Origin of the sequence: Streptomyces sioyaensis (genome assembly GCF_004122735.1) — a bacterium.
GTDB classification, from domain to species: Bacteria; Actinomycetota; Actinomycetes; order Streptomycetales; family Streptomycetaceae; genus Streptomyces; species Streptomyces sioyaensis.
This window is the reverse complement of the sequence record NZ_SDIF01000080.1, coordinates 1-24,479: the sequence shown is the minus strand read 5'-3', so window position 1 is coordinate 24,479 and position 24,479 is coordinate 1. Positions and strand designations below refer to the sequence as shown.

The following is a 24,479-nucleotide window of genomic DNA, read 5'->3' as shown; positions in this document are numbered from 1 at the left end:
GGGTAACTCTCACAAGTAGCGCTGTCCAGCGGCCGACCGGCCGCCGGCGCTGAACTGCCGAACCCGCGGCGAGGTGAGCTCCTGATGACCGCTCCATCCATCCGCAACGTTTCCGAGCGCGAAGCACGTCAGGTCGCCGAGGCGGCCCGCGAGCAGGACTGGCGCAAGCCCAGCTTCGCCAAGGAACTGTTTCTGGGGCGCTTCCGGCTCGACCTGATCCATCCGCACCCCACCCCCGCGGTCGACGACGTGCGCCGCGGCGAGAAATTCCTCGCCACGCTGCGTGAGTTCTGCGAGACGAAGATCGACAGCGCCCGGATCGAGCGCGAGGGAACGATTCCGGACGAGACCATCAAGGGGCTCAAGGAGCTCGGCGCGCTCGGCATGAAGATCGACCCGAAGTACGGCGGCCTCGGACTGACCCAGGTCTACTACAACCGGGCGCTGGCCCTGGTCGGCACCGCCAGCCCCGCCATCGGCGCGCTGCTCTCCGCGCATCAGTCGATCGGCGTACCGCAGCCCCTCAAGCTGTTCGGCACCAAGGAGCAGAAGGAGACCTTCCTGCCGCGCCTGGCGCGGACGGATATCTCGGCGTTCCTGCTGACCGAGCCGGACGTCGGTTCGGACCCGGCCCGGCTGGCGACCGTGGCCGTCCCGGAGGGCGACGACTACGTGCTCGACGGCGTGAAGCTGTGGACCACCAACGGCGTGGTCGCCGATCTGCTGGTCGTGATGGCGCGGGTGCCCGCCTCCGAGGGCCACAAGGGCGGCATCACCGCGTTCGTGGTCGAGGCCGACTCGCCGGGCGTCACCGTCGAGCACCGCAACGCCTTCATGGGCCTGCGCGGCCTGGAGAACGGTGTCACCCGCTTCCACCAGGTACGGGTTCCCGCCGCCCACCGCATCGGCCCCGAGGGCGCCGGCCTGAAGATCGCGCTGACCACCCTCAACACCGGACGGCTGTCGCTGCCCGCGATGTGCGTCGGCTCCGGCAAGTGGTGCCTGAAGATCGCCCGCGAGTGGTCCGGGGCCCGCGAGCAGTGGGGCCGGCCGGTCGCCAAGCACGAGGCCGTCGGCGCCAAGATCTCCTTCATCGCCGCCACGACCTTCGCCCTCGAAGCGGTCGTCGACCTCTCCTCCCAGATGGCCGACGAGAACCGCAACGACATCCGCATCGAGGCCGCCCTCGCCAAGCTCTACGGCTCCGAGATGGGCTGGCTGATCGCCGACGAACTCGTCCAGATCCGCGGCGGCCGCGGCTTCGAGACCGCCGAGTCGCTCGCCGCCCGCGGCGAACGCGCGGTCCCCGCCGAGCAGCTGCTGCGCGATATGCGCATCAACCGGATCTTCGAGGGCTCCACGGAGATCATGCATCTGCTGATCGCCCGGGAGGCGGTGGACGCCCATCTGTCGGTCGCCGGCGACCTCATCGACCCCGACAAGACCCTCGCCGACAAGGGCCGGGCGGCGGCCAAGGCCGGCGGGTTCTACGCCCGCTGGCTGCCCAAGCTCGTCGCCGGCCCGGGCCAACTCCCGCGTACCTACCAGGAGTTCGGGATGCTCGCCGGGCATCTGCGGTATGTCGAGCGGACCTCCCGCAAGCTCGCCCGCTCCACGTTCTACGCGATGTCCCGCTGGCAGGGCCGGATGGAGACCAAGCAGGGATTCCTCGGCCGGATCGTCGACATCGGCGCCGAGCTGTTCGCGATGAGCGCCGCCTGCGTCCGCGCCGAGTACCTGCGGGAGACCGACGACCACGGGCGCGAGGCGCAGCAGCTGGCCGATGTGTTCTGCCGGCAGGCGCGGATCCGCGTCGAGGAGCTGTTCGGCCGGCTGTGGACCAACACCGACGAACTCGACCGCAAGGTCGTCTCCGGAGTGCTCGACGGCAGCTACACCTGGCTGGAGGACGGCATCGTCGACCCCAGCGGCGACGGCCCCTGGATCGCCGACGCCACCCCGGGCCCGAGCAGGACGGACAACGTCCGGCGGCCCATCCGCTGAGCCGGACCCGGCCCGCATCCCGGGGCCGCTCCGGCGGTGATCCGCCGGGGCGGCCCCGGGGCGTGCCGGGCGCCTCCGGGCCCGCATGATCGGCAAGACCTGCCCTTGGTGTCCACCGCCCCCCGGCGACCGGCCACAATGGACCCCATGACGGACTCCCTCGCCCACCCGCACCTGCGCTTCGAGCCGGCCGCCGGCGACCCGGACGGCCCGAGCGGGCCCCGTTCCCTGGTGATCCTCGGTTCGACCGGTTCGATCGGCACCCAGGCGATCGACATCGTGCTGCGCAACCCCGACCGCTTCCGGGTCACCGCGCTCTCCGCGGCCGGCGGCCGGGTCGAGCTGCTCGCCGAGCAGGCGCACCAGCTGCGGGTGACCGCCGTCGCGGTGGCCCGCGAGGACGCGGTGCCCGCGCTGCGCGGGGCGCTGGCGGACCGCTACGGCGCAGGCGAGCCGCTGCCCGAGATCCTGGCCGGCCCCGACGCGGCCACCGAACTGGCCGCGTCGCCCTGCCACACCGTCCTCAACGGCATCACCGGCTCCATCGGCCTCGCCCCGACGCTGGCGGCACTGAAGGCGGGCCGGGTGCTGGCCCTCGCCAACAAGGAGTCGCTGATCGTCGGCGGCCCGCTGGTCAAGGCGGTCGCCGAGCCCGGCCAGATCATCCCCGTCGACTCCGAGCACTCCGCGCTCTTCCAGGCGCTGGCCGGCGGCGCGCGTGCCGAGGTCCGCAAGCTCGTCGTCACCGCGTCCGGCGGCCCGTTCCGCGGCCGTACGAAGCGGGAGCTGGCCGGTGTCACCCCCGAGCAGGCGCTGGCCCACCCCACCTGGTCGATGGGCCCGGTCGTCACCATCAACTCCGCGACCCTCGTCAACAAGGGCCTGGAGGTCATCGAGGCGCATCTGCTGTTCGACGTCCCCTTCGACCGCATCGAGGTCGTCGTCCATCCGCAGTCCTACATCCACTCGATGGTGGAGTTCACCGACGGCTCCACGCTCGCCCAGGCCAGCCCGCCCGATATGCGGATGCCGATCGCGCTGGGCATCGGCTGGCCCGAGCGGGTCCCGGACGCCGCACCGGGCGTGGACTGGACGAAGGCGCAGACCTGGGAGTTCTTCCCGCTGGACGGGTCCGCCTTCCCGTCCGTCCCGCTGGCCTGCCACGTCGGTGATCTGGGCGGCACCGCCCCGGCCGTCTTCAACGCGGCGAACGAGGAATGCGTGGAGGCATTCCTCAAGGGCGGGCTGCCGTTCACAGGGATTGTGGATACCGTCGCCGATGTGGTCGCCGAACACGGCACGCCCGCCCGGGGAACTTCCCTGACGGTCGCGGACGTCCTGGAGGCGGAGACCTGGGCGCGCGCCCGCGCCCGCGAACTGGCCGCCCGTGCGGCACGGACACCTTCGGAGGCTCGCGCATGACGACCTGGATGACCATTCTCGGCATAGTCGTCTTCGTCGTCGGCCTGCTGTTCTCCATCGCCTGGCACGAGCTCGGCCACCTCTCCACGGCCAAGATGTTCGGTATCCGCGTGCCGCAGTACATGGTGGGCTTCGGGCCGACGCTCTTCTCCCGTAAGAAGGGCGACACCGAGTACGGCATCAAGGCCGTCCCGCTCGGCGGCTACATCCGCATGATCGGGATGTTCCCGCCCGGGGACGACGGACAACTCCAGGCCCGCTCCACCTCGCCGTTCCGCGGCATGATCGAGGACGCCCGCTCGGCGGCCTTCGAGGAGCTGCAGCCCGGCGACGAGAAGCGGCTCTTCTACACCCGCAAGCCCTGGAAGCGCGTCATCGTGATGTTCGCCGGGCCGTTCATGAATCTGATCCTGGCAGTCGTGATCTTCATGAGCGTGCTGATGGGCTTCGGCATCAACACCCAGACGACCTCGGTCGGCTCCGTCTCGGACTGCGTCATCTCGGCCGCCGCCAAGACCGACAAGTGCCCGGCCGGCGCCAAGGACTCCCCGGCCAAGGCCGCGGGCCTGCGGGCCGGCGACAAGATCGTGTCGTTCAACGGGCGCGCCGTCCCGGACTGGGGCGCCCTCCAGCAGCAGATCCGCGACACCACCGGGCCCGCCACCCTCGTCGTCGAGCGGCACGGCGCCCGCACGACCCTGCACGCCGACCTGATCGAGAACAAGGTCGCCAAGACCGACGGCCACGGCGGCTATGTGCCCGGCCAGTTCGTGAGCGCCGGATTCCTCGGCTTCACCCCGGCCAGCGGCGTGGTCCAGCAGTCGTTCGGGCAGTCCGTCGACCGCATGGGCAACATGGTCGAGCAGGGCGTCTCCTCGCTGGTGAACCTGCCCGGCAAGGTCCCGGACCTGTGGAACGCGGCCTTCAACGGCGGCGAGCGCAAGCAGGACTCCCCGATGGGCGTGGTCGGCGCGGCCCGGGTCGGCGGCGAGGTCTTCTCCCTGCACATCCCGCCGGAGCAGCGGGTGGCGACCATGCTCTTCCTGGTCGCCGGCTTCAACCTCTCGCTGTTCCTGTTCAACATGCTGCCGCTGCTGCCGCTGGACGGCGGACACATCGCCGGGGCCGTGTGGGAGTCGATCCGGCGGGCCTTCGCCAAGATCGTCCGGCGTCCCGACCCCGGCCCCTTCGACGTCGCCAAGCTGATGCCGGTCGCCTACGTCGTCGCGGGGATCTTCATCTGCTTCACCCTGCTGGTGCTCGTCGCCGACGTGGTGAATCCGGTGAAGCTGACCTAGAAAGCACGTTTGGCGGCGGCCGGACACCTCCGTGGCGTTTGGAGGTGTCCGGCCGTCTCCTTTCGTGGCACCACAGGGGCGCGATGTGCTCATAGCAACCCCCGTGCCGTAACCTCGAAGGCCGGAGCCCGCCGCTGCGGGGCCTTGATCCACACCTTGGGGTTGCTCGCCAGATGACTGCCATTTCACTGGGAATGCCGGACGTACCGACCAAGCTTGCCGACCGCCGGGTCAGCCGCAAGATCCAGGTCGGGACGGTCGCCGTGGGCGGAGACGCACCGGTCTCGGTGCAGTCGATGACGACCACACGCACGTCCGACATCGGCGCGACGCTGCAGCAGATCGCCGAGCTGACGGCCTCCGGCTGCCAGATCGTCCGGGTCGCCTGCCCGACGCAGGACGACGCCGACGCGCTGCCCGTGATCGCCCGGAAGTCCCAGATTCCGGTCATCGCGGACATCCACTTCCAGCCGAAGTACGTCTTCGCCGCGATCGACGCCGGCTGCGCCGCGGTCCGCGTCAACCCCGGCAACATCAAGCAGTTCGACGACAAGGTCAAGGAGATCGCGAAGGCGGCCTCCGACGCCGGCACCCCGATCCGGATCGGCGTCAACGCCGGCTCCCTGGACCGCCGCCTGCTGCAGAAGTACGGCAAGGCCACCCCCGAGGCGCTCGTCGAGTCCGCGCTGTGGGAAGCGTCCCTCTTCGAGGAGCACGGCTTCCGCGACATCAAGATCTCGGTCAAGCACAACGACCCGGTCGTGATGGTCAACGCCTACCGCCAGCTCGCCGCCCAGAGCGACTACCCCCTCCACCTCGGCGTCACCGAGGCCGGCCCCGCCTTCCAGGGCACCATCAAGTCGGCCGTCGCCTTCGGCGCCCTGCTCAGCGAGGGCATCGGCGACACCATCCGCGTCTCGCTCTCCGCGCCGCCCGCCGAAGAGGTCAAGGTCGGCATCTCCATCCTGGAGTCCCTCAACCTCCGCCAGCGCCGCCTGGAGATCGTCTCCTGCCCGTCCTGCGGCCGCGCCCAGGTCGATGTCTACAAGCTCGCCGACGAGGTCACCGCGGGCCTGGAGGGCATGGAGGTGCCGCTCCGCGTCGCCGTCATGGGCTGCGTCGTCAACGGCCCCGGCGAGGCCCGCGAGGCCGACCTCGGGGTCGCCTCCGGCAACGGCAAGGGCCAGATCTTCGTCAAGGGTGAGGTCATCAAGACCGTCCCCGAGTCGAAGATCGTCGAGACCCTCATCGAAGAGGCGCTGAAGATCGCCGCACAGATGGAGGCGGACGGCGTCGCCTCCGGCGCCCCGGTCGTCTCCGCCGCCGGCTGAGACCGCCTCCCGCAGCCGCCGAGCCCCGCCGCCCGCACCGGGCCGCGGGGCTCCCGGCCGCCCGGAACAATCCGTCCGCCGGGGCCGGGTGCTCCCCGCGGGCGCGAGGTAAGGTGCCAGGACCTGCTCCCGCCTGGCCTCCCAGGCCCGTAACGGTGAGGCTGTCCGACACGTGCTGACGACCACTGCCATCAAGGTCCTCGAGCCCGGGGAGCTCGACGACGCCCTCGCGGTCCTGGACCGCGATCCGGTCGCCAATGCCTTTGTCGCCGCCCGCGTCCAGATCGCCGGCCTCGACCCCTGGCGGCTGGGCGGGGAAATGTGGGGCTGGTACGTCGGCGGCCGCCTGGAGTCGCTCTGCTACGCCGGCGCCAACCTCGTCCCGGTCTGCGCCACCTCCGAGGCCGTCCGCGGCTTCGCCGAACGCGCCCGCCGCCAGGGCCGCCGCTGCTCGTCCATCGTCGGCCCCGCGGGCCCCACCGCCGAGCTGTGGTCGCTCCTGGAGCCCTACTGGGGCCCGGCCCGGGAAATCCGTGCCCACCAGCCGCTGATGGTCACCACCGCACCGTCCGCCGAGATCGCCCCCGACCCGGACGTCCGGCGGATCCGCAAGAACGAGATGGACCTGATCATGCCCGCGTGCGTGGCCATGTTCACCGAGGAGGTCGGCATCTCCCCGATGGCCGGCGACGGCGGACTCCTCTACCAGGCCCGGGTCGCCGAACTCGTCGGCGCCGGCCGCTCGTTCGCCCGGATCGAGGGCGGCAAGGTCATCTTCAAGGCCGAGATCGGCGCCGCCACCCAGCGGGCCTGCCAGATCCAGGGCGTCTGGGTCGACCCCGCCCACCGCGGCAAGGGCCTGTCCGAGACCGGCATGGCCGCCGTGCTGCGCTACGCCCTCAGCGATGTCGCCCCCGTCGTCAGCCTCTACGTCAACGACTTCAACACCGCGGCCCGCGCCTCCTACCGCAGGGTGGGCTTCGAGGAGGTCGGCGCGTTCATGAGCGTGCTGTTCTGATCTCGGCGTACTGTTCCCGCCCGCCGCCTTGTACGCTCCGGGCATGGATGACGTCGCGGTCGGCCCCCTTGATCTTGCTGCCCGCGTGGACGACGCGCTGGCCGTCCAGGCGCTCGCCTTCGGCCTGAGCGACGAGGAGATCGCCGTCCGCCGGCACATCGTGCTGCGGCACTTCGGCTGCACCGGCGCCCGCGCCCTCGGCGCCACCACCCCCGACGGCCGGCTGATCGGCTTCGTCTACGGCATGCCCAACGACCGCGCCCACTGGTGGTCCACGGTCGTCGAGCCCTACCTCCGCAGTGCCTCCCTCGACCACTGGCTCGACGACTCCTTCACCATCACCGAGCTGCACGTCCACCCCGCCTACCAGCACCGCGGCGTCGGCCGGGCACTGCTCACCCGCCTCACCGACGAGGCCCGCGAACCGCGCTCCATCCTCTCCGCCATCGACACCGAGAGCCCCGCCCGCCACCTCTACCGCTCCCTCGGCTACATCGACCTGGCCCGCCGCGTCCTCTTCCCGAGCGCCCCCACGCCGTACGCGGTCATGGGGGCGCGCTTGCCGCTGACGCGGCCTTCTTCCCACGTTGTCGGCTGACCCGCCGTTGCGCTTGCGCTTGGCTTTGCTTCCCACGTTGTCGGCTTTCCCGCCGTGGTGGTTTGTCGCCGTTGCTCCCCCACTGCCTGAAGGGCGTGGGAGGTACCCCCACGCGGCGGGCGTGGGTGGTCGGGTGCGGTGCCGCTCCTCCGGACTTCGTCCTGCGGCGCGGCCCCTCCCGTGAGTGGTGGGGAAGAGGCCGGTGGGGGCGGGCCCCGGCCGTCGTCTGCGTGCAGTGGAGGCATGAGGCCTGCCCCCACCGGTCTTCTCCCACCCCCAACGGGAGGGGCCGGACCGCAGGACGGAGTCCGGAGGAGCGGCACCGCACCCGACCACCCACGCCCGCCGCCAGGCGCAACGGCGAGAAACCACCACGGCGGGACAGCCGACAACGTGCGGCGCGCCGCAAAGCGCAACGGCGAGCAACACCCACGGCGGGAAAGACAAAAACGTGGGAAGCCAACCCAAGCGCAGCGGACTGTCGGTGGGCTGTCGGTGCGTTGTCGGCGCCAGCTGACACCGTGAGGGATATGACGCGACAGACGATATCCACAGAGGGCGGCAACGCCGTGGAGGTGCGCGGTCTGGTCAAGCACTTCGGCACGGTCAAGGCCGTCGACGGAGTGGACCTGGACGTGAAGGAAGGCACCGTGCTCGGGGTGCTCGGCCCCAACGGCGCCGGCAAGACGACGCTCGTACGCTGCCTGTCCACCCTCCTGGCGCCGGACGCCGGCCGGGCCGTGGTGGCCGGCTACGACGTGGTGCGCCAGCCCCGCGCGCTGCGCCGCAGGATCGGGCTGACCGGGCAGTACGCCTCGGTCGACGAAAAGCTCTCCGGCTGGGAGAACCTCTACATGATCGGGCGGCTGCTCGATCTGTCCCGCAAGGAGGCCCGGGGCCGCGCCGACGCGATGCTGGAGCGGTTCTCGCTGACCGAGGCCGCCAAGCGGCCCGCGGCCAAATACTCCGGCGGGATGCGCCGCCGGCTCGACCTGGCCGCCTCGATGATCGGCCGCCCGTCGGTCCTCTTTCTGGACGAGCCGACCACGGGCCTGGACCCCCGTACCCGTAACGAGGTGTGGCAGGAGATCCGGCGGATGGTGCGCGAGGGCGCGACGGTGCTGCTGACGACGCAGTACATGCAGGAGGCCGAGCAGTTGGCGGACGAGCTGACGGTCATCGACCGCGGCCGGGTGATCGCCGACGGCCGGATCGACGAGCTGAAGGCCAAGGTCGGCGGGCGGACGCTGCAGGTCCGGCCGTCGGTCCCGGGCGAGTTGGACCGGATGGTGGGCGCCATCGCCCAGGCCGGTCTGGACGGCATCGCGGGTGCCACCGCCGACCAAGAAGGGGGCGTGGTCAACGTACCGATCATCAGCGACGAGCAGCTGACCGCGGTGGTCGGCGTGCTGGGCGAGCGGGGCTTCGCCCTCGCCGGGATCAGCACCCATCTCCCCAGCCTGGACGAGGTGTTCCTGGCCATCACCGGCCAGAAGTCCTCCGAGGCCGATGCATCCGAGGACGAGCGGGACCAGCAGTACACGGAGGTGTCGGCATGAGTGCCGTAACGATGGCGGCGCCGCCGCTGAAGCCCGGAGCCGACGAGGGCCGGATCGGCGCCCGCGCCAATCTGCGGCACATCGGGGCGCTGGTGCGGCGCAACGTCCTCCAGATCAAGCAGGACCCGGCGTTGATGTTCGACGCCCTGCTGATGCCCGTCATCTTCATCCTGCTGTTCGTCTACGTCTTCGGCGGCGCGATCGCCGGCAAGGGCAGACAGGGCGACTACGTCCAGTATCTGGTGCCCGGCATGATGGGCATGATGGCCATGAACATCGCCACGGCGGTCGGCACGGGCGTCAACGAGGACTTCCGCAAGGGCGTCATGGACCGCTTCCGGACGATGCCCATCGCCCGGTCCTCGGTCCTGATCGCCAAGATCGTGGTCGAGCTCGGCCGGATGCTGATCGCCACCACGATCCTGCTCGCGATGGGTTTTCTGCTGGGACTTGAGGTCAAGGGCGGCGTCCTGCCCTTCCTGGGCTCGATCGCGCTGTCCGCGGTCTTCTGCACGGGCCTGATGTGGATCTTCATCCTGCTCGGGCTGGCGATGAAGACCCCGCAGGCGGTGCAGGGCACGGCGATGATGATCCTGATGCCGCTCCAGTTCGGCTCGTCCGTCTTCACCGAGCCGACCTCGATGCCCGGCTGGCTGGAGGCCTTCACCAAGGTCAATCCCCTCTCGACCATGGCGGACGCGTCCCGTGCCCTGATCGACGGCGAGGGCTCGGCGCTGCACCCGACGCTGATCACCCTCGGCTGGGTGGTCGGCCTCACGGCCCTCACCATGCCGCTCGCGGTGGCGAAGTTCCGTTCGAAGACCTGACGCGCGTCCCGCGGGTGATGTCCTTGCGGGACGGTCCTTCGCCCGGCTCGCGTCAGATGAGGGCGGTGGCCTCTGCCAAGGAGAGGCCACCGCCTTCGGCGTACGCCCCCAAGTAGGCCGGATCGCCCAGCAGTTCCCGCGCCGCCGCCTCGGCACGGGCCCGCTCGTCGCGGATGACCTTCCGGGGGACATGGCTGCGCGACGACAGCGCGTCGTACGCGCCCACCAGCCGGGCCGCGTCCCGCCCGGCCACCGCGCCCCCGAGAGCCATCAGCAGCCGGGCCCCGGTGAGGAGCTGCACCACCGGCAGCTCCGGCGCCACCATCTGCGTCATGGAGTCCTGCATCAGCCGCAGCGCCTCCCGGAACCTCGGCAGCAGCCCCTCCAGGCGCCCCTCGTCCAGATCCAGCGAGACCAGCAGCGCTTGCAGCATCCCGGCGAACATGTCCGGCGGGTGCGGGGTGAACAGCGTGCGCACCCTCTCCAGTTGGGCCCGCGCCTCCGCCGGACGCCCGGTCATCGCCAGCTGCATCGCGAGGGTGAGCCGGGCGAACGGCTCGGTGTCCCGGCCGCTGTTGGCCTTGGCGGCCTCGGCCAGCACCTCGCGCAGCAGCCGCTCGCCGGCCTCCGCCTGACCGTCCTCGATCAGCGCGCCGCCCAGCCGGCAGCGCAGCAACAGGGTCTGGCCGTGCGCGCCGAGTTCCTCGGCGTGCACCATCGCCGCCCGGTAGTCGCGGGCCGCGAGCGCGTAGGCACCGCGTTGTTCATGGGTTTCGCCGCGCCCCGCCAGCGCCTCGGCCGCGCCCCAGGCGTCGCCCAGCTCCTGGAAGATCCGCAGCGCCTCGTCGGCGTCGCGCCCCGCCTGTCTCAGCCCGTCGGGGCGTTCGTTGAGGACCTTGGCGCGCAGTTGCAGGACGAAGGCCAGCTCCCAGGCGTAGCCGTAGGCGCGGCAGTCCCGTACGGTGCCGTCGATGAGCTCCGTCAGCTGATCAAAGCGCCCGGAGATCATCACCGCGTAGTGCCACATCACGCCGGGGACCTTGCAGGTCTGCGGCATGCCGGTGCGGTAGGCGGCGAGGATCCCGGCCATTTCCTCCTGCATCTCGGGCTCGCGCAGCGCCCGGATGTCGCTGTCCCGGCTGGCGAGCACGACCAGCCGGACCTCCCGGCGGGCCTCCACGAGCTGGTCGGGGGCCATCGGCGGCGGGCTGTCGATGGGGCTCTCGGGCAGGTCGGGGGCCGGTTCGACGGGCGCGGCGAAGGGATTGGGGCCGAGCGCGGCGGCCGCCGCCGCCCAGTGGCGGGCGTCGCCGCGGTGGTCGCGCAGCGACCAGAACCACTGGAGGGACAGCACCAGGCACAGCGCCTCGTGCTCGTCGCCGGCGGCGACGGCGCGGCGCAACGCGGTGCGCAGGTTGTCGTGCTCCAGCTCCAGCCGCTCCATGGCCGCGCGCTGGCCGGGGCCGCGCAGTAACGGGTCGGTGGTACGCGCCAGTTCTCTGTAGGCGACGAGATGCCGTCGCTCGGTACCGGCCCGCTCCCCCGCCTCGTCCAGCCGCTCGCCGGCGTACTCCCCCACCGTCTCCAGCAGCTGGTAGCGCATCTGGCCCCCGGCACCGGAGCGGCGCTCGCCGTCCCCCTTGCCGGCCGGGGCCGCCACCACCAGCGACTTGTCGATCAGCGAGCCGAGCAGCGCGGCGACCTCGCGCCGGTCGACGCCGCCGCCCGCGCACACCTCTTCGGCGGCGGCCAGATCGCAGCCGCCGGAGAAGACGGACAGCCGGCGCAGCACGGCCCGTTCGGGTTCGCCGGTCAGGTCCCAGGACCAGTCCACCACCGCGCGCAGCGTCTGCTGCCGGGGCAGCACGGTCCGGCTGCCGCTGGTCAGCAGCCGGAAGCGGTCGTCAAGCCGGTCGGCGAGCTGGCGCGGGGAGAGCAACCGCAGCCGGGCCGCGGCGAGTTCGACGGCGAGCGGCAGCCCGTCCAGCCGCCGGCAGATCTCGGTGCAGGCGGCCGGATCGTCCTCGATACGGAAGCCGGTGCGGGCGGCGGCCCCACGGTCGGCGAGCAGCCGCAGCGCAACCGCGTCGGGCAGCGGCTCGACCGGCCGCAGCACCTCGCCCGGGACGGCCAGCGGCTCCCGGCTGGTGGCCAGCACCGTCACCCCGGGGCAGTGGGCCAGCAGCCGCTCGGCGAGTTCGGCGGCGGCACCGATCACATGCTCGCAGTTGTCGAGCACCAGCAGCATCCGGCGGCCCGCGCAGTGTTCGGCGAGCCGGGCGAGCGGGTCCAGGGCGGTGGTCTCGGTGGCGGCGCGCAGCCCCTCCGCGGTGCTGCCGCGGACGACGGTCTCGCGGGCGCCGAGCGCGGTCAGCACCGCCTCGGGCACGGTCTGCGGATCGTCCACCGGTGCCAGCTCGGCCAGCCAGACGCCGTGCGGCCAGGCGTCCGGCAGCGCGGCCGCGGCGCTCTCGGCGCCCTCCTGGGACAGCCGGGTCTTGCCGGCGCCGCCGGGCCCCAGCAGCGTCACCAGCCGGTGCTCGGCCAGATCCGACCGGAGCGCCGCCAGGTCGGCGTCCCGGCCGACGAAGGAGGTGAGCCGGGCGCGGAGGTTGCCCCGGCGGGGGTGGGCGGAGCCGGGAGCGGCGGCGGGGGCAGTGTCGGCCGGGGTGCCGGTGCCGGGGGCACCGTCGGCCGGGGAGCCGGTGTCGGTGCCGTACGGCGTGCCGGTGCCGTACGGCGTGCCGGGCGGGGCGGCGGTCTCCGGGCGCGGAGGCGACGGCTTCGTCGCGGGCGGCGGCCGCAGCAGTTCCGCGTGCAGGGCGCGCAGTTCCGGGCCCGGGTCGGCGCCGAGGCGGTCGGCGAGGCCGGTGCGGATCTCCTCGTAGGCCGCCAGCGCCTCCGCCGGGCGGCCCGCGGCCCGCAGCGCGCGCAGCCGCAGCGCCTGGAGCGGCTCGTCGAGCGGATGTTCCTGGCACAGCGCATGGAGCTGCGGCAGCGCCCGGTCGGCCCGGCCCAGGGCGAGTTCGGCGGCGAGACGGATGCGCTGGGCGTCCAGCCGGCGGCGCTCGGCGCCCGCCGCCCAGGAACCCGCGTCCGGGAGGTCGGCGAGGGCCGGGCCGCGCCAGAGCGCCAGGGCGTCGTCGAGCAGCGCGGCGGCGCGGGCCGGGTCGGCCTCGCCGAGCGCCCGGCCGCCCTCCGCCGCCAGCCGTTCGAAGCGGTGCAGATCGATCGCGTCGGGCTCGGCGCACAGCCGGTAGCCGCCGTCGGCCGAGGCGACCGCGGCGTGCCCCAGGGCGCGGCGCAGCCGGCCGACCAGCGCCTGGAGCGCACCGGAGGCGTCGGCGGGCGGGTCCGCGCCCCAGATGTCGGCGATCAGCACCTCGGGCGGCAGCGCCCGGCCCGGTCGCAGCGCGAGGGCGGTGAGCAGCGCACGCAGACGTGCGCCGCCGAGAGCGACGGGGGTGCCGTCGGCCCGGCCGGCCTGGGTGGTGCCGAGTATTCCGTAGCGCACCGGCCCATTGTCGTGCACGGCGGATCCCGGCAGGCATCGAGCACCGCTTTCCGGGCCAGGGGGCCGGGGACGGCGCCCTGGGAAGGGGCCCTGGCCACGCGCGCGTTCAGGGGGCCGTGCGCCGCCCGCCGTGCCGCGGATACGGTCGGGGCTGTCCCTCACCGACTTCGGGAGCCCGCACCATGACCACAGCATTCCGGCGCGCGGACCGTCGCGTCAGCCCGGTCTTCCTTGCGCTCGTCGCCGCGATGGCGGTGTCCGGCTGGGCCGTGTGGAGCGAGACGCTCGCGGCGAACACCGGTTTCGCGGTGTTCTTGTTCGTGGTGTCCGGCTGGGTGGTGTCGCTGTGTCTGCACGAGTACGCCCATGCCCGCACCGCGCTGCACAGCGGCGACCTCTCGGTGGCGGACAAGGGCTATCTGACGCTGAACCCGCTGAAGTACACCCACGCGATGCTCAGCATCGTGCTGCCGGTGGTCTTCCTGCTCATGGGCGGGATCGGGCTGCCGGGCGGCGCGGTGTTCATCGAGCGCGGCCGGATCCGCGGCCGCTGGCGGCACAGTCTGATCTCCGCGGCCGGGCCGCTGACGAACGTGCTGTTCGCCGCGGTCTGCACGGCGCCGTTCTGGCTGCACGGGCTGGACGGGGTGCCGTTCCCGTTCCGTTGTGCGCTGGCGTTCCTGGCGCTGTTGCAGGTGACCGCGGCGATCTTGAACTTTCTGCCGGTGCCCGGGCTGGACGGCTACGGCGTGATCGAGCCGTGGCTGTCGCACGCGCTGCGGCGGCAGGTGGAGCCGATCGCCCCGTTCGGACTGCTGCTGATCTTCGCCCTGCTGTGGATCCCGGGGCTCAACCGGGCGTTCTTCGACCTGGTCCACACGGTCCTGGGCACGCTGGGCGTCTCGGAGGTGGACAGCTACCTGGGCCAGGAGTTCTTCCGCTTCTGGCAGGGGACACCGCAGATCGGCGGGATCTCGTAGGACGCCGGGCCGCCGTCGCGGGGCCGGGGCCAGGGCCGAGTCCGGGTCCCGGCTGGATCCGATTCCGGGTCCGATTCCGGGTCCGGGTCAGCCGGCCGCCCCGGCCTGCTGCGCCTGCCGCTGCCCGTCTTGCTTGGACTTGCGCACGTAGAACCACGCCATGTTGCTGGAGATGCCCGCCAGCAGGATCCAGACGATGCCGAAGAAGCTGCCTTCGACGAAGGCGACGACGGCCGCGGCGACGGACAGGACGCACACGGCGAGGGCCATCAGGGCGAGCCGCCGGGCCGGGCCGGGCGCGGGCAGGAAGGACATGGGGGCTCCTGTCGGGAGTGGTGCGGTCCGTCCCAGTGTCCCCCATGCCCGGCAGGCGCGGTCCGGCGGTCCGACGGCTCGGCCGCTCGCGGCCGCCGGACCGGACCCGGCGTCCGGCCGCCGGGCGTCCGGTTCAGACGGGCGGCTCAGACCGAACGGCTCAGACGGCCCGCTCAGACGTCGGTGATCCGCAGGCCCGCGTGCGCCTTGTAGCGCCGGTTGACCGAGATCAGATTGGCGACCAGCGACTCGACCTGGTGGGCGTTGCGCAGCCGGCCGGCGAAGACACCGCGCATGCCGGGGATGCGGGCGGCCAGCGCCTGCACCAGATCGGTGTCCGCGCGGGACTCGCCGAGCACCATCACGTCGGTGTCGATCTGCTCGGTCCCGGGGTCCTGCAGCAGCACCGCGGACAGATGGTGGAAGGCGGCGGTGACCCGGGACTCCGGCAGCAGGGCGGCGGCCTGCTCGGCGGCGCTGCCCTCCTCGGGCTTGAGCGCGAAGGCGCCCTGCTTGTCGAAGCCGAGCGGGTTGACGCAGTCGATGACCAGCTTGCCGGCCAGCTCGTCGCGCAGCGCCTGGAGGGTCTTGGCGTGGCCCTCCCAGGGCACCGCGACGATCACGACATCGCTGCGGCGGGCGCATGCGGCGTTCTCCGCGCCCTCGATGCCCAGGCCCAGCTCGTCGGCGGCGGTCTGTGCGCGCTCCAGGGCGCGGGAGCCGATGATCACCTTCTGGCCGGCCCGGGCGAGCCGGTAGGCCAGGCCGCGGCCCTGGTCGCCGGTGCCGCCCAGGACGCCGACCACCAGGCCGGAGACGTCCGGGAGGTCCCAGGGGTCACGCTTGAGGGCGGCCTTCGCGCGGGTCGCGGCGTTCTCGGACCGGGCAGCATCGTCAGGAGTAGTCATGACAGTGATGGTGTCACGCGCCGACGGCGGGCCGGGCACGCCCTCGACGACGCCATGGGGCGACGCGTCACGCTTGCCCGCCGTCACCCCGCCACCCCGTCAAGCCTTCACGCTGCCCTCTGTCAGGCCCGTGCGCCAGTACCGCTGGAGCACCGTCATCAGCACCATCAGCGGCACCACCGACAACAGGGCACCGCCCACCGTGTACTGGTAGAGCACCGGCTGCCGGTCGGCGTAGCCGGTCCAGGAGGTCAGGCCCAGCTGGACCGGGTAGAGGTCGGAGTCCGAGAGCATCACCAGCGGTAGGAAGTAGTTGTTCCAGATGTGGACGAACTGGAACAGGAAGACCGTGACCAGCGCCGGGGTCATCAGCCGCAGCCCGAGCCCGGCGAAGATCCGGGCCTCGCCCGCCCCGTCGATCCGGGCCGCCTCCAACAGCGAGTCGGGGACCGCGGCGGCCGCGTAGATCCGGCAGAGATAGACGCCGAACGGGCTGACCATGCTCGGGATCAGCACCGCCCCGTAGGTGTTGGACAGACCCATCGCGCTGAAGAGGAAGTAGAGCGGCAGGGCGAGTGCGGTGCCGGGGATCAGCACCCCGGCGAGCACCACGTTGAAGACCGCTTCCCGTCCGCGGAAGGGGAATTTGGCCAGCGCGTAGCCGGCTGCGGCGGACAGCAGGGTGGCGCAGACCGCCCCGGTCCCGGCGTAGAAGAGGGAGTTGGCGAACCAGCGGGCGTAGATGCCGTGGTCGTAGGTGAGGACGTCGACGAGGTAGTCGACGGGGTGCGGATGGTCGGAGAACCAGAAGCCGAAGGTGCCGAAGAGGTCGGCGCTGTTTTTGGTGGCGGAGACGGCCAGCCAGTAGACGGGCACCAGGAAGTAGAGCGCGGCGACGGTCAGCAGCGAGGCGGTGATGATCCGGTGGCGGACCGGCGGCCGGGTCATCGGCGCCCCGTCCCGCGCCCGCCGACCAGCCGCAGGAAGCCGAACGACAGCACACACGCCACCAGCGCGAGCAGCACCGCCTCGGCGGCCGCCACATGCTGGTTGTTGCCGACGAACGCCTCGCTGTAGGCGTGCAGGTTGGGGGTGAAGCCGGAGTCGATGGCGGAGGCCAGCGGGCGCAGCACCATGGGTTCGGCGAACAGCTGGAGGGTGCCGATGATGCTGAAGACGCAGGTGAGCACGAGCGCCGGCCGGATCAGCGGAAGCTTGATGTGCCGGGCGACCTGCCAGGCACCGGCGCCGTCGATCCGCGCGGCCTCGTACAACTCCCCCGGTACGGCCTTGAGCTGGGCGATCAGCACCAGCATGTTGTAGCCGGTGAACTGCCAGGTGACGATGTTGGCGATGGACCACAGCACGGTGCCGCGGGAGAGGAAGTCGACGTCCCAGCCCAGCGTGCCGGCGATCTTCACCAGCGGGCTGATGCCCGGCACGTACAGGAAGCCCCACAGGATCGAGGCGATCACGCCGGGCACCCCGTACGGCAGGAAGAAGGCGGTGCGGAAGAAGGTGACCCCGCGGGCGCTCGCGCTCTCCAGCAGCAGCGCAAGGGCGGTGGCGAGCACGATCATCAGCGGGATCTGGACGGCGCCGAAGAGCAGCACCCGGCCGAAGCCGGTCAGGAACCGGTCGTCGGAGAGCGCATGGGCGTAGTTGGCAAAGCCGGCGAAGACCTCGCGCTCGTGGCCACCGAGCCCGAGCGGACCGGTGCGTTCGGTGGTGAACAGGCTCTGGTGGAGGGCGTAGCCGATCGGGGCGAGGAAGCACAGGGCGAACAGGGCGAGGAAGGGCAGCAGGAACCCGGCCGCGGCGCGGGCGTGGCGGGCCCCGGTGCCACCGGCGCGGCGCCGGCGGCCGCGCGGGGCCGGGCCGGGCGGTTTCCCGACCGCCGGCTCCGGCCGGTGCAGCGTGTCCCGGCTCACCCGCCGCTCGCCACCTTCAGCCCCTTGCCCTTGAGGTCGGCGACGGTCTGCCCCTGCACCTTCGTCAGCACGGAGCGGAAGGAACTGCCGTCGGCGAGGGCGTCGGTGAAGGCGTCGCCGAGCCGCTGGTAGAGGGTGTCCACCCCCGGCCCCCACCGCCAGCTGGTGTCGACGTGTGCCCCGGCGTCCGCGAAGACCTTGCTGTACGCCTGGCCGCCGAAGAAGCTCTTGTCGGCGTCGAGGTCGGCGGTGGTGTAGCCCGTCTTGGCGCTGGGGAAGCCGTAGCCGCCGTCGATCAGCAGGGCGATCGACTCGGGGTCGGTGTTGAGCCAGACGGCGAAGTCCAGGGCGTCCTTGGGGTAGTGCGCCTTGGCGAAGACGGCGGTGGTCGAGCCGCCCCAGTTGGCGAAGGCCTGCTCGCCCGCCTTCCACTGCGGCAGCGGCGCGGCCCGCCACGTGCCCTTGGTGCCGGGTGCGTTGCCGACCAGCAGGGCGTCGCCCCAACTGGCGCCCACCCAGGCCGGGATGGCGCCGGTCTGCAGGTCCTTGTACCAGGCGTTCTGCCGGTCGGGGATGGTCTTGACGAGCTTTCGCCGGACGAGGGATTCCCAGTAGTCGGCGACCCTGCGGGTGGGTTCGTCGTCGAGGTGCACGATCCAGGTGTCGCCGTGCGTGGTGTACCACGTGGCGCCGGCCTGCCAGGCGAGGCCGGCGAAGCGGTTGCCGTTGGTGGGGGCGAAGGTCTCGATCCAGGCGCCCTTCTTGCGGACGGCCTTGGCGGCGGTCTCGTACTCGTCCCAGGTCCGCGGGGTCTGCACCCCCCACTTGTCGAAGAGGTCCTGACGGAGGAACAGCCCCATCGGCCCGGATGCCTGCGGGATGGCGTAGATGCCCTTGCCGAAGACGGACTGCTGCCACTGCCAGCCGAAGAACTTGTCCTGGTAGCGGGAGGCGCCGAGCGGGGCGAGGTCGAGCAGCGCGTCGTCGAGCAGGAAGCTGGGGACGACGGGGAATTCGATCTGGCCGAGGTCGGGCGGGTTGCCGGCCTTCACGGCGGCGTGCATCTTCGCGTACTGCTCGCCGTTGACCGCCGAGACCTTCTCGACCTTGACCTGCACCTCGGGGTTCTTGCGGTTCCACAGGTCGACCGGCCTGTCGATGCCGGGCACCCAGGACCAGAAGGACAGCTGGATCCGCTGTCCCTTCTTGCGTTCCCGGGGCGCCTTGCCGTCGTCGTCCCCGCCGGCGCCGCAGCCGGCGAGCGCGAAGCCGGCGGCGAGGGCGGCCGCCCCGCCCAGGACCGTTCTGCGGGGCATCGGGTTGCTGGTCATACGAGGTCCTCCACGGGGATGCGGCGGAAGGTGAGCGTCGAGTACGCGCTGAAGTCGCCCGTCTCGTAGAGCAGTCCGAGGGTGTCGCGGTCGAGGCGGACGAGGTCCGAGTAGCCGGCCGGGAGTCCGGAGACGGGGTACGCACCGCACCAGGTCAGGCCGTTGTCGCGGCTGGTGCGGACGGTCATCAGGGCGCGGGCGGCCGGGTGCGCGGGGCCGGAGAAGAGCAGTGCGTCGCGGTCGCCGAGGTGCAGTGCGCTGCCCTGGACGGCCGGCCCGGCCAGCACGGCCTGCGGCCGGAAGGGCCGCACGAGGTGGGCACCGCCGTCGGTCGAGACGGCGTCGACGCGCCGCCAGGGGGCGGCCTTCGCTTCGTTGCGGGCGTTCAGATAGACGTGCCCGCCGGGGAGTTCGGCGGCGGTGGTCTCGTTGGGAGCGACGGAGGGGTCGGTGGCGCCGTCGGTGGCGCCGATCCGCCAGGTGGCGCCGTCGTCGTCGCTGAGCAGGACGTGACTGCCGTTGTAGCGGGGCTCGGTGCCGGTGTCCCCGGGGGCCGTGGGTGGCGTGGAGTGGTTGGCGGGGACGAGCAGCCGCCCGGCGTACGGGCCGTGGCGCAGGCGTAACGCATGGCCGGGACCGGTGGCGTACCACCGCCACGCCGGCAGTTTGGCCTGGTCGGTGAGTTCACGGGGCGCGCTCCAGCCGGCGCCCTCGTCGTCGCTGTGCTGGAGCCACACCCGGCGGCCGTCGGCGGGCGGGACCTCGCCGCGGCGGATGCGGTCCTCGGTGGCGTCGGCGGCGTTGTGGACCTGGAGGAGCAGCACCCGGCCGCCGGCGAGCACGACCGGTGCGGGATTGCCGGCGGTGCCGGCGCCGTTGCGGGCGACGACCTGGAGCGGGCCCCAGGTACGGCCGCCGTCCGCGGACCGTTTGAGGACGAGGTCGATATCACCCGAGTCGGACGCCGAGGAGACCCGGCCCTCGGCGAAGGCGAGGACGGTCCCGGAGCGCGCCCGGACCACGGCAGGGATCCGGAAGCTGGTGTACCCCTCGGTCCCGGCCCGGTACGGCACCGAGCTCTCGTACGCCATGGGTCACCCCCAATGGGCAAGGACGTAGGACGTCCCCTGTCCTGCGGCGACCATAGGGAGTGCCCAACTGACCGTCAAGGCGGCCCACATGACGCCGTGCGTGTCGGCAACGGCACCGCCGACAGCGGGCGAATTCCCGGTGAACGGGAGCAATGCCCCCGTCCAGGCACCTTTGCGGCATCACTGCTGCTCGCATTTGCGGCCTCGCCGCTGCCCCGGTTCTTGCGGCATCGTCGGCGGCTCCTTGCCCACTACTCCGACTCCGCCAGTCGGCGCCGGATCCCGTCGAAGTGCCGGTGTATCGCCTCCACGGCGCGGTCGCCGTCGCCCGCCTCCAGCGCATCGACGATCTCCCGGTGCTGACGGTAGGTCACGTCCGGATCGGGCCGGTCGTCGGAGAGGTCCTCGCGCACCCGGCGCAGCGCCGCCCAGAACGCGTCCAGCACCTCGCTCAGCAGGTGGTTGCCCAGCGAGCGGTAGAGGGCGAGGTGGAAGGCCCGGTCGGTGGCGCTCAGTACCTCCCCGCCGCGCGCCTCCTCCGCCATCCGCTGCACCAGCCCCTTGAGGACGGCGAGGTCCTCGGCGGGCAGGTTGCGGGCGACGGCACCGATCAGACCGGCCTCCAGCGCCTCGCGGACCTCCATCAGCTCGTACAGGCTCGCCTCGCCCTGGTGGTGGCGGACGGCGGCCCGGAAGGCGACGCCCTCGACGAACGGCTCCAGGGTGAGCGGGCCGACGTACGTGCCGAAGCCGTGCCGGATCTCCACGATGCGCATGGCCTGCAGCGCCTTGAGCGCCTCGCGCACGGAGTTGCGGCTGACGTCGAGCAGGCCGACCAGGTCGGCCTCGGTGGGCAGCGGATCGCCCGGCGTCAGTCCGCGCTGCAGGATCAACTGCTTGATCTGCGCCTGCACATCCTCGGACATCGTCCCTCGCGCCATGGAAACTCCCTCTCCCGCTCCCGCGTCTGCCGTGCCGCCGCCCCGTCCGCCACCCGCCCCGGCGGGGCCGCGGATCCTTGACCGACCGCCTGTGAACAGGTCTATTGTGCTCGACATAGGACATCCCATGTCCTGTCTCGGACTCGGAGACCCGGAGCCCTCATGGCACTGCCCGCACCCCTGCACGGCGTCATCCCCCCGGTCTGCACCCCGCTCGACCGACACGGCGAAGTCGACACCGCGTCCCTGACCCGCCTGGTGCGGCACCTCCTCGACGGCGGCGTCCACGGGCTGTTCGCCCTCGGCTCCACCAGCGAGGTCGCCTACCTCACCGACGCCCAGCGCGGCATCGCACTGGAAACCGTCCGCACGGCCGCCGCCGGCCGGGTCCCGGTGCTCGCCGGGGTCATCGACACCACCACCCCGCGGGTGCTCGACCACGCCCGGAGGGCCGCCGACCTGGGCGCCGACGCCCTGGTGGCCACCGCGCCCTTCTACACCCGCACCCACCCCCGGGAGATCGCCGCGCACTTCCGGCATCTGCGTGCGGCCGTGGATCTGCCCCTCGTCGCCTACGACATCCCCCTCGCCGTCCACACCAAGCTGGCCCCGGAGCTGGTGCGGGAGCTGGCCGAGGACGGCACCCTCGCCGGGCTCAAGGACAGCAGCGGCGACGACGGCGCACTGCGCCGACTGCTCACCGCCCTCGGCGGCCGCACCGGCCGGCACCGCGGCCCCGCCCCCGGCTTCGCCGTCCTCACCGGCTCCGAACTGACCGTGGACGCAGCCCTGTTGGCGGGTGCGGACGGCGTCGTCCCCGGCCTCGGCAACGTCGACCCGGCCGCCTACGTACGCCTCTACGACGCCGCCCGCGCGGGACACTGGGAGCGGGCGGCCGCCGAACAGGAGCGTCTGGTCACCCTGTTCTCCATGGTCGACGCCGGACCCGAGTCCGAGATGAGCCGCAGCTCCTCCGCCCTGGGCGCGTTCAAGGCGGCCCTGCGCCTCCTCGGCGTGACCCAACGGGGCAGCACCGCCTTTCCGCAGCGCCCGCTGAGCGAGGAGGCCGTGGCGGAGGTGGCCCGCCACCTCAGGACGGCCGGTCTGCTGCCGGCACAGCAGGACTGAGGGCCCGTCTGCTGCCGGCACGGCAAGGCTGAGAGCCGGTCGGGTTTCGCGCGCCGGGCAGCGGAAGCGACTACCGGAGGCACGACACGGCGCGCAAGTCCCTTACGGGTGACACCGGTTGAATTCGCGACCGCAGGGCGCCGTGGTGCGGCAGGATGCCGGGCCATGGATGCCGTACGGGTCGCCTTGCTGCGTGAGGTCCTCGCCGGAACCGAGTGGGTGCAGGCCACCCGCCGCTTCGCGGGGGCGCTGCGGTCCTCCGTCGCCCCGCACCGCGGCGGGCTGCTGCTGGTCGGCACCGCCGCGTACGAGCCCTGGCATCTGGCCGCCCATCTCGACGACGAGGCCGCCTGGTCGGGCCTGCCGGAGCTGTCCCCGACCCTGGTGCGCCACCGTGTCCCCGGCGGGGCGCCGGCCCATCTGGCGGTGGGGCTGGGGCGGTTGGAGGCGGCCGGGCGGGGCGAGACACTGCTGGTCGTCGCGCCGGGGCAGCCGGGCGCCGGACTGCTGGAACGGGTGCACGACGCCCGCCGCAACGGCACGACGGTGCTCGCCCTGGACGGCGGCAACCGCGACCTGCACGCCCTGGCCCATGACGCGCTCGCCGCTCCCCCCGCCCCGCCCGCCGGCGCGGCCGCGGCGGCACCGGACCTCGATCTCGACACCGTCCAGCATCTGGTGAGCGCGGCCGCCGGGGAGAACAGCCTGCCCCCGCCCCGCGGCCGCCGCCGTTTCCGGGACCGGCTGGCCCGCCTCGCCGACCAGCTGACCGCCCCGCCGCCACCACGCTGGTAGGGCGTGCCTTTCGGATCCCCGGGGCCGCGGCCTGATCCGGGCTGATCCAAAAGACACGCCCTGGCTTCCCGCTCCGCCCCCGACCGGAAATAACCCTTTGCACCGTTCCGTACGCACCAGCGACAGTGCATCGGTGACTTCGGACGACCCCCCACTTCCCACCGCCTTGCCCGCTGCCCGGCGACGCCTTACGGCACTGCTGCCGGACCTGGCGCCCTGGCGCACCTCGCGCGACTTCCGGCTGTTGTGGTGCGCGGGCGCGATCACGGTCTTCGGCACCTTCCTGACCGTCGTGGCGCTGCCGCTCCAGCTGAAGGAGCTGACCGGCTCCACCCTCGCGGTCGGTGTGCTGGGCGCGGTGGAGCTGGTCCCGCTGCTGGTCTTCGGGCTCTACGGCGGGGCGCTCGCGGACTCCGTGGACCGCCGCCGGCTGATCGTCGGCAGCGAGCTGGCGCTCGGGCTGATCTCCGCGATGCTGCTGCTCAACAGCCTGCTGCCGCACCCGCAGGTGTGGCCGCTGTATGCGGCGGCCGCGCTGTCCAGCGCGCTGACCGGGCTGCAGCGGCCGGCCCTGGACGCGGTCGTGCCGCGGATCGTGCGGCACGACCAGCTCGCCGCGGCCGCCGCCCTCAACGCGCTGCGCTGGCAGATCGGCGCCATCGCCGGACCGGCGCTGGCCGGCGGGCTGCTCGCGTTCGCCGGGCCGCGCTGGGCGTACGCCCTCGACGCGGTCACCTACGTGCTGTCGGTGCTGCTGTCCCGGAAGCTGGCGCCGTCGCCCGCCTCGCACGACGCCAGGAAGCCGTCGCTGCGCGGGATCGCCGAGGGCGCGCGGTACGCCTGGAGCCGCAAGGAGCTGCTCGGCACCTACGCCGTCGATGTGCTCGCGATGCTCTTCGCCTTCCCGCTGGCGATCTTCCCGTTCCTCGCCGATGACCTCGACGCGCCCTGGTCCCTGGGGTTGATGTACGCGGCGCTGCCGGCCGGGGGGCTGCTGGTGAGCCTGACCAGCGGCTGGACCACGCGGATCCACCGGCAGGGCCGGGCGATCGTGCTGGCGGCCGCCGGCTGGGGGCTGGCGATCGCCGCCGCCGGGCGGCTGCACCAGGTCTGGCTGGTGCTCCTGCTGCTGACCCTGGCCGGCGCCTGCGACATGATCAGCGGCATCTTCCGCTCGGCGCTGTGGAACCAGACCATCCCCGACGAACTGCGCGGCCGGCTGGCCGGCATCGAGCTGCTGTCGTACTCCTCGGGCCCGCAGCTGGGCCAGGTCCGGGTCGGCGGGATGGCGGCGCTGGTGGGCGTGCGGGCGTCGGTGTCGGCGGGCGGTCTGCTGTGCTTCGCGGGGGTCGGGCTGCTGGCCCTGGGGCTGCCGAAGCTGCGGGCGTACGACTCCCGGACGGATGAGCACGCCCGGCGGATGCGCGAACGCCGGGCCGTTGCGGAAGACGATCGGGGCGCTACGGCCGACGGTCGGGCGGACGACCG

Annotated in this window: 20 protein-coding genes; 12 read left to right on the top strand and 8 right to left on the bottom strand. The window is 72.5% G+C overall.

Annotated features, from left to right (window positions below; translation table 11 throughout):
• Positions 1-84 precede the first annotated feature (84 nt).
• The 8 genes from EST54_RS23705 to EST54_RS23670 all read left to right on the top strand — a co-directional run bounded on the left by EST54_RS23705 (position 85) and on the right by EST54_RS23670 (position 10,057).
• Positions 85-2,004 carry an acyl-CoA dehydrogenase family protein gene (locus EST54_RS23705; protein WP_129249750.1) on the top strand — a complete coding sequence of 640 codons (1,920 nt, stop codon included), beginning with the start codon at positions 85-87 and terminating at the stop codon, positions 2,002-2,004.
• A 147-nt stretch (positions 2,005-2,151) separates the two neighbouring features.
• On the top strand, positions 2,152-3,426 hold the full coding sequence (gene dxr / locus EST54_RS23700; RefSeq protein ID WP_129249749.1) for a 1-deoxy-D-xylulose-5-phosphate reductoisomerase: 1,275 nt from the start codon (positions 2,152-2,154) through the stop codon (positions 3,424-3,426).
• Positions 3,423-4,724 (top strand): M50 family metallopeptidase, encoded by a 1,302-nt coding sequence (locus EST54_RS23695; protein WP_129249748.1) that lies wholly within the window; start codon positions 3,423-3,425, stop codon positions 4,722-4,724. The genes dxr and EST54_RS23695 overlap by 4 nt, the downstream gene beginning before the upstream one ends.
• Before the next feature lie 173 nt (positions 4,725-4,897).
• Positions 4,898-6,055 carry a flavodoxin-dependent (E)-4-hydroxy-3-methylbut-2-enyl-diphosphate synthase gene (ispG, locus tag EST54_RS23690; RefSeq protein ID WP_129249747.1) on the top strand — a complete coding sequence of 386 codons (1,158 nt, stop codon included), beginning with the start codon at positions 4,898-4,900 and terminating at the stop codon, positions 6,053-6,055.
• 172 nt (positions 6,056-6,227) lie between these two features.
• Positions 6,228-7,073, top strand: a complete 846-nt coding sequence (locus tag EST54_RS23685) for a GNAT family N-acetyltransferase (RefSeq protein ID WP_129249746.1) — start codon at positions 6,228-6,230, stop codon at positions 7,071-7,073.
• 43 nt (positions 7,074-7,116) lie between these two features.
• A complete protein-coding gene (locus tag EST54_RS23680) occupies positions 7,117-7,671 on the top strand; it encodes a GNAT family N-acetyltransferase (protein ID WP_129249745.1) in 555 nt (184 codons plus the stop codon).
• A 530-nt stretch (positions 7,672-8,201) separates the two neighbouring features.
• Complete coding sequence (locus tag EST54_RS23675; protein ID WP_129249744.1) at positions 8,202-9,230, top strand: ATP-binding cassette domain-containing protein; 1,029 nt, start codon at positions 8,202-8,204, stop codon at positions 9,228-9,230.
• Positions 9,227-10,057, top strand: a complete 831-nt coding sequence (locus EST54_RS23670) for an ABC transporter permease (protein WP_129249743.1) — start codon at positions 9,227-9,229, stop codon at positions 10,055-10,057. Before EST54_RS23675 ends, EST54_RS23670 begins: the two co-directional genes overlap by 4 nt.
• 52 nt (positions 10,058-10,109) lie before the next feature.
• Here EST54_RS23670 and EST54_RS23665 read toward each other — a convergent pair whose 3' ends face one another.
• A complete protein-coding gene (locus EST54_RS23665) occupies positions 10,110-13,571 on the bottom strand; it encodes an AfsR/SARP family transcriptional regulator (protein ID WP_129249742.1) in 3,462 nt (1,153 codons plus the stop codon).
• Between the two features lie 182 nt (positions 13,572-13,753).
• On the opposite strand from EST54_RS23665, the gene EST54_RS23660 reads away from it, so the two are divergent.
• The gene (locus EST54_RS23660) at positions 13,754-14,551 is read left to right on the top strand and encodes a site-2 protease family protein (RefSeq protein ID WP_129249741.1); all 798 of its coding nucleotides are present in this window, start codon (positions 13,754-13,756) and stop codon (positions 14,549-14,551) included.
• Between the two features lie 87 nt (positions 14,552-14,638).
• Here the strand turns inward: EST54_RS23660 and EST54_RS23655 are convergent, their stop codons facing one another.
• The 7 genes from EST54_RS23655 to EST54_RS23625 form a co-directional block, all read right to left on the bottom strand.
• Entirely contained in the window at positions 14,639-14,866 is a 228-nt protein-coding gene (locus tag EST54_RS23655; protein ID WP_129249740.1) for a hypothetical protein, read from the bottom strand.
• A gap of 173 nt (positions 14,867-15,039) precedes the next feature.
• A complete protein-coding gene (gene npdG / locus EST54_RS23650) occupies positions 15,040-15,774 on the bottom strand; it encodes an NADPH-dependent F420 reductase (protein WP_129249739.1) in 735 nt (244 codons plus the stop codon).
• 99 nt (positions 15,775-15,873) lie between these two features.
• Positions 15,874-16,722, bottom strand: a complete 849-nt coding sequence (locus EST54_RS23645; protein WP_129249738.1) for a carbohydrate ABC transporter permease — start codon at positions 16,720-16,722, stop codon at positions 15,874-15,876.
• Positions 16,719-17,705: a carbohydrate ABC transporter permease gene (locus EST54_RS23640; protein WP_129249737.1), complete on the bottom strand. Its 987-nt coding sequence runs from the start codon at positions 17,703-17,705 to the stop codon at positions 16,719-16,721. Before EST54_RS23640 ends, EST54_RS23645 begins: the two co-directional genes overlap by 4 nt.
• Positions 17,702-19,036 carry an ABC transporter substrate-binding protein gene (locus EST54_RS23635; protein ID WP_129249736.1) on the bottom strand — a complete coding sequence of 445 codons (1,335 nt, stop codon included), beginning with the start codon at positions 19,034-19,036 and terminating at the stop codon, positions 17,702-17,704. The genes EST54_RS23640 and EST54_RS23635 overlap by 4 nt, the downstream gene beginning before the upstream one ends.
• A complete protein-coding gene (locus EST54_RS23630; RefSeq protein WP_129249735.1) occupies positions 19,033-20,127 on the bottom strand; it encodes a sialidase family protein in 1,095 nt (364 codons plus the stop codon). Before EST54_RS23630 ends, EST54_RS23635 begins: the two co-directional genes overlap by 4 nt.
• Positions 20,128-20,378: 251 nt before the next feature.
• The gene (locus EST54_RS23625) at positions 20,379-21,068 is read right to left on the bottom strand and encodes a FadR/GntR family transcriptional regulator (protein WP_129249734.1); all 690 of its coding nucleotides are present in this window, start codon (positions 21,066-21,068) and stop codon (positions 20,379-20,381) included.
• 162 nt (positions 21,069-21,230) lie between these two features.
• Here EST54_RS23625 and EST54_RS23620 point away from each other — a divergent pair, with 162 nt between their 5' ends.
• From EST54_RS23620 to EST54_RS23610, 3 genes are all read left to right on the top strand, one after another.
• A complete protein-coding gene (locus EST54_RS23620; RefSeq protein WP_129249733.1) occupies positions 21,231-22,196 on the top strand; it encodes a dihydrodipicolinate synthase family protein in 966 nt (321 codons plus the stop codon).
• 165 nt (positions 22,197-22,361) lie between these two features.
• Entirely contained in the window at positions 22,362-22,991 is a 630-nt protein-coding gene (locus EST54_RS23615) for a hypothetical protein (protein ID WP_129249732.1), read from the top strand.
• A 166-nt stretch (positions 22,992-23,157) separates the two neighbouring features.
• The coding region (locus EST54_RS23610) for an MFS transporter (protein ID WP_244942602.1) at positions 23,158-24,479 on the top strand (1,322 nt) is incomplete at its 3' end.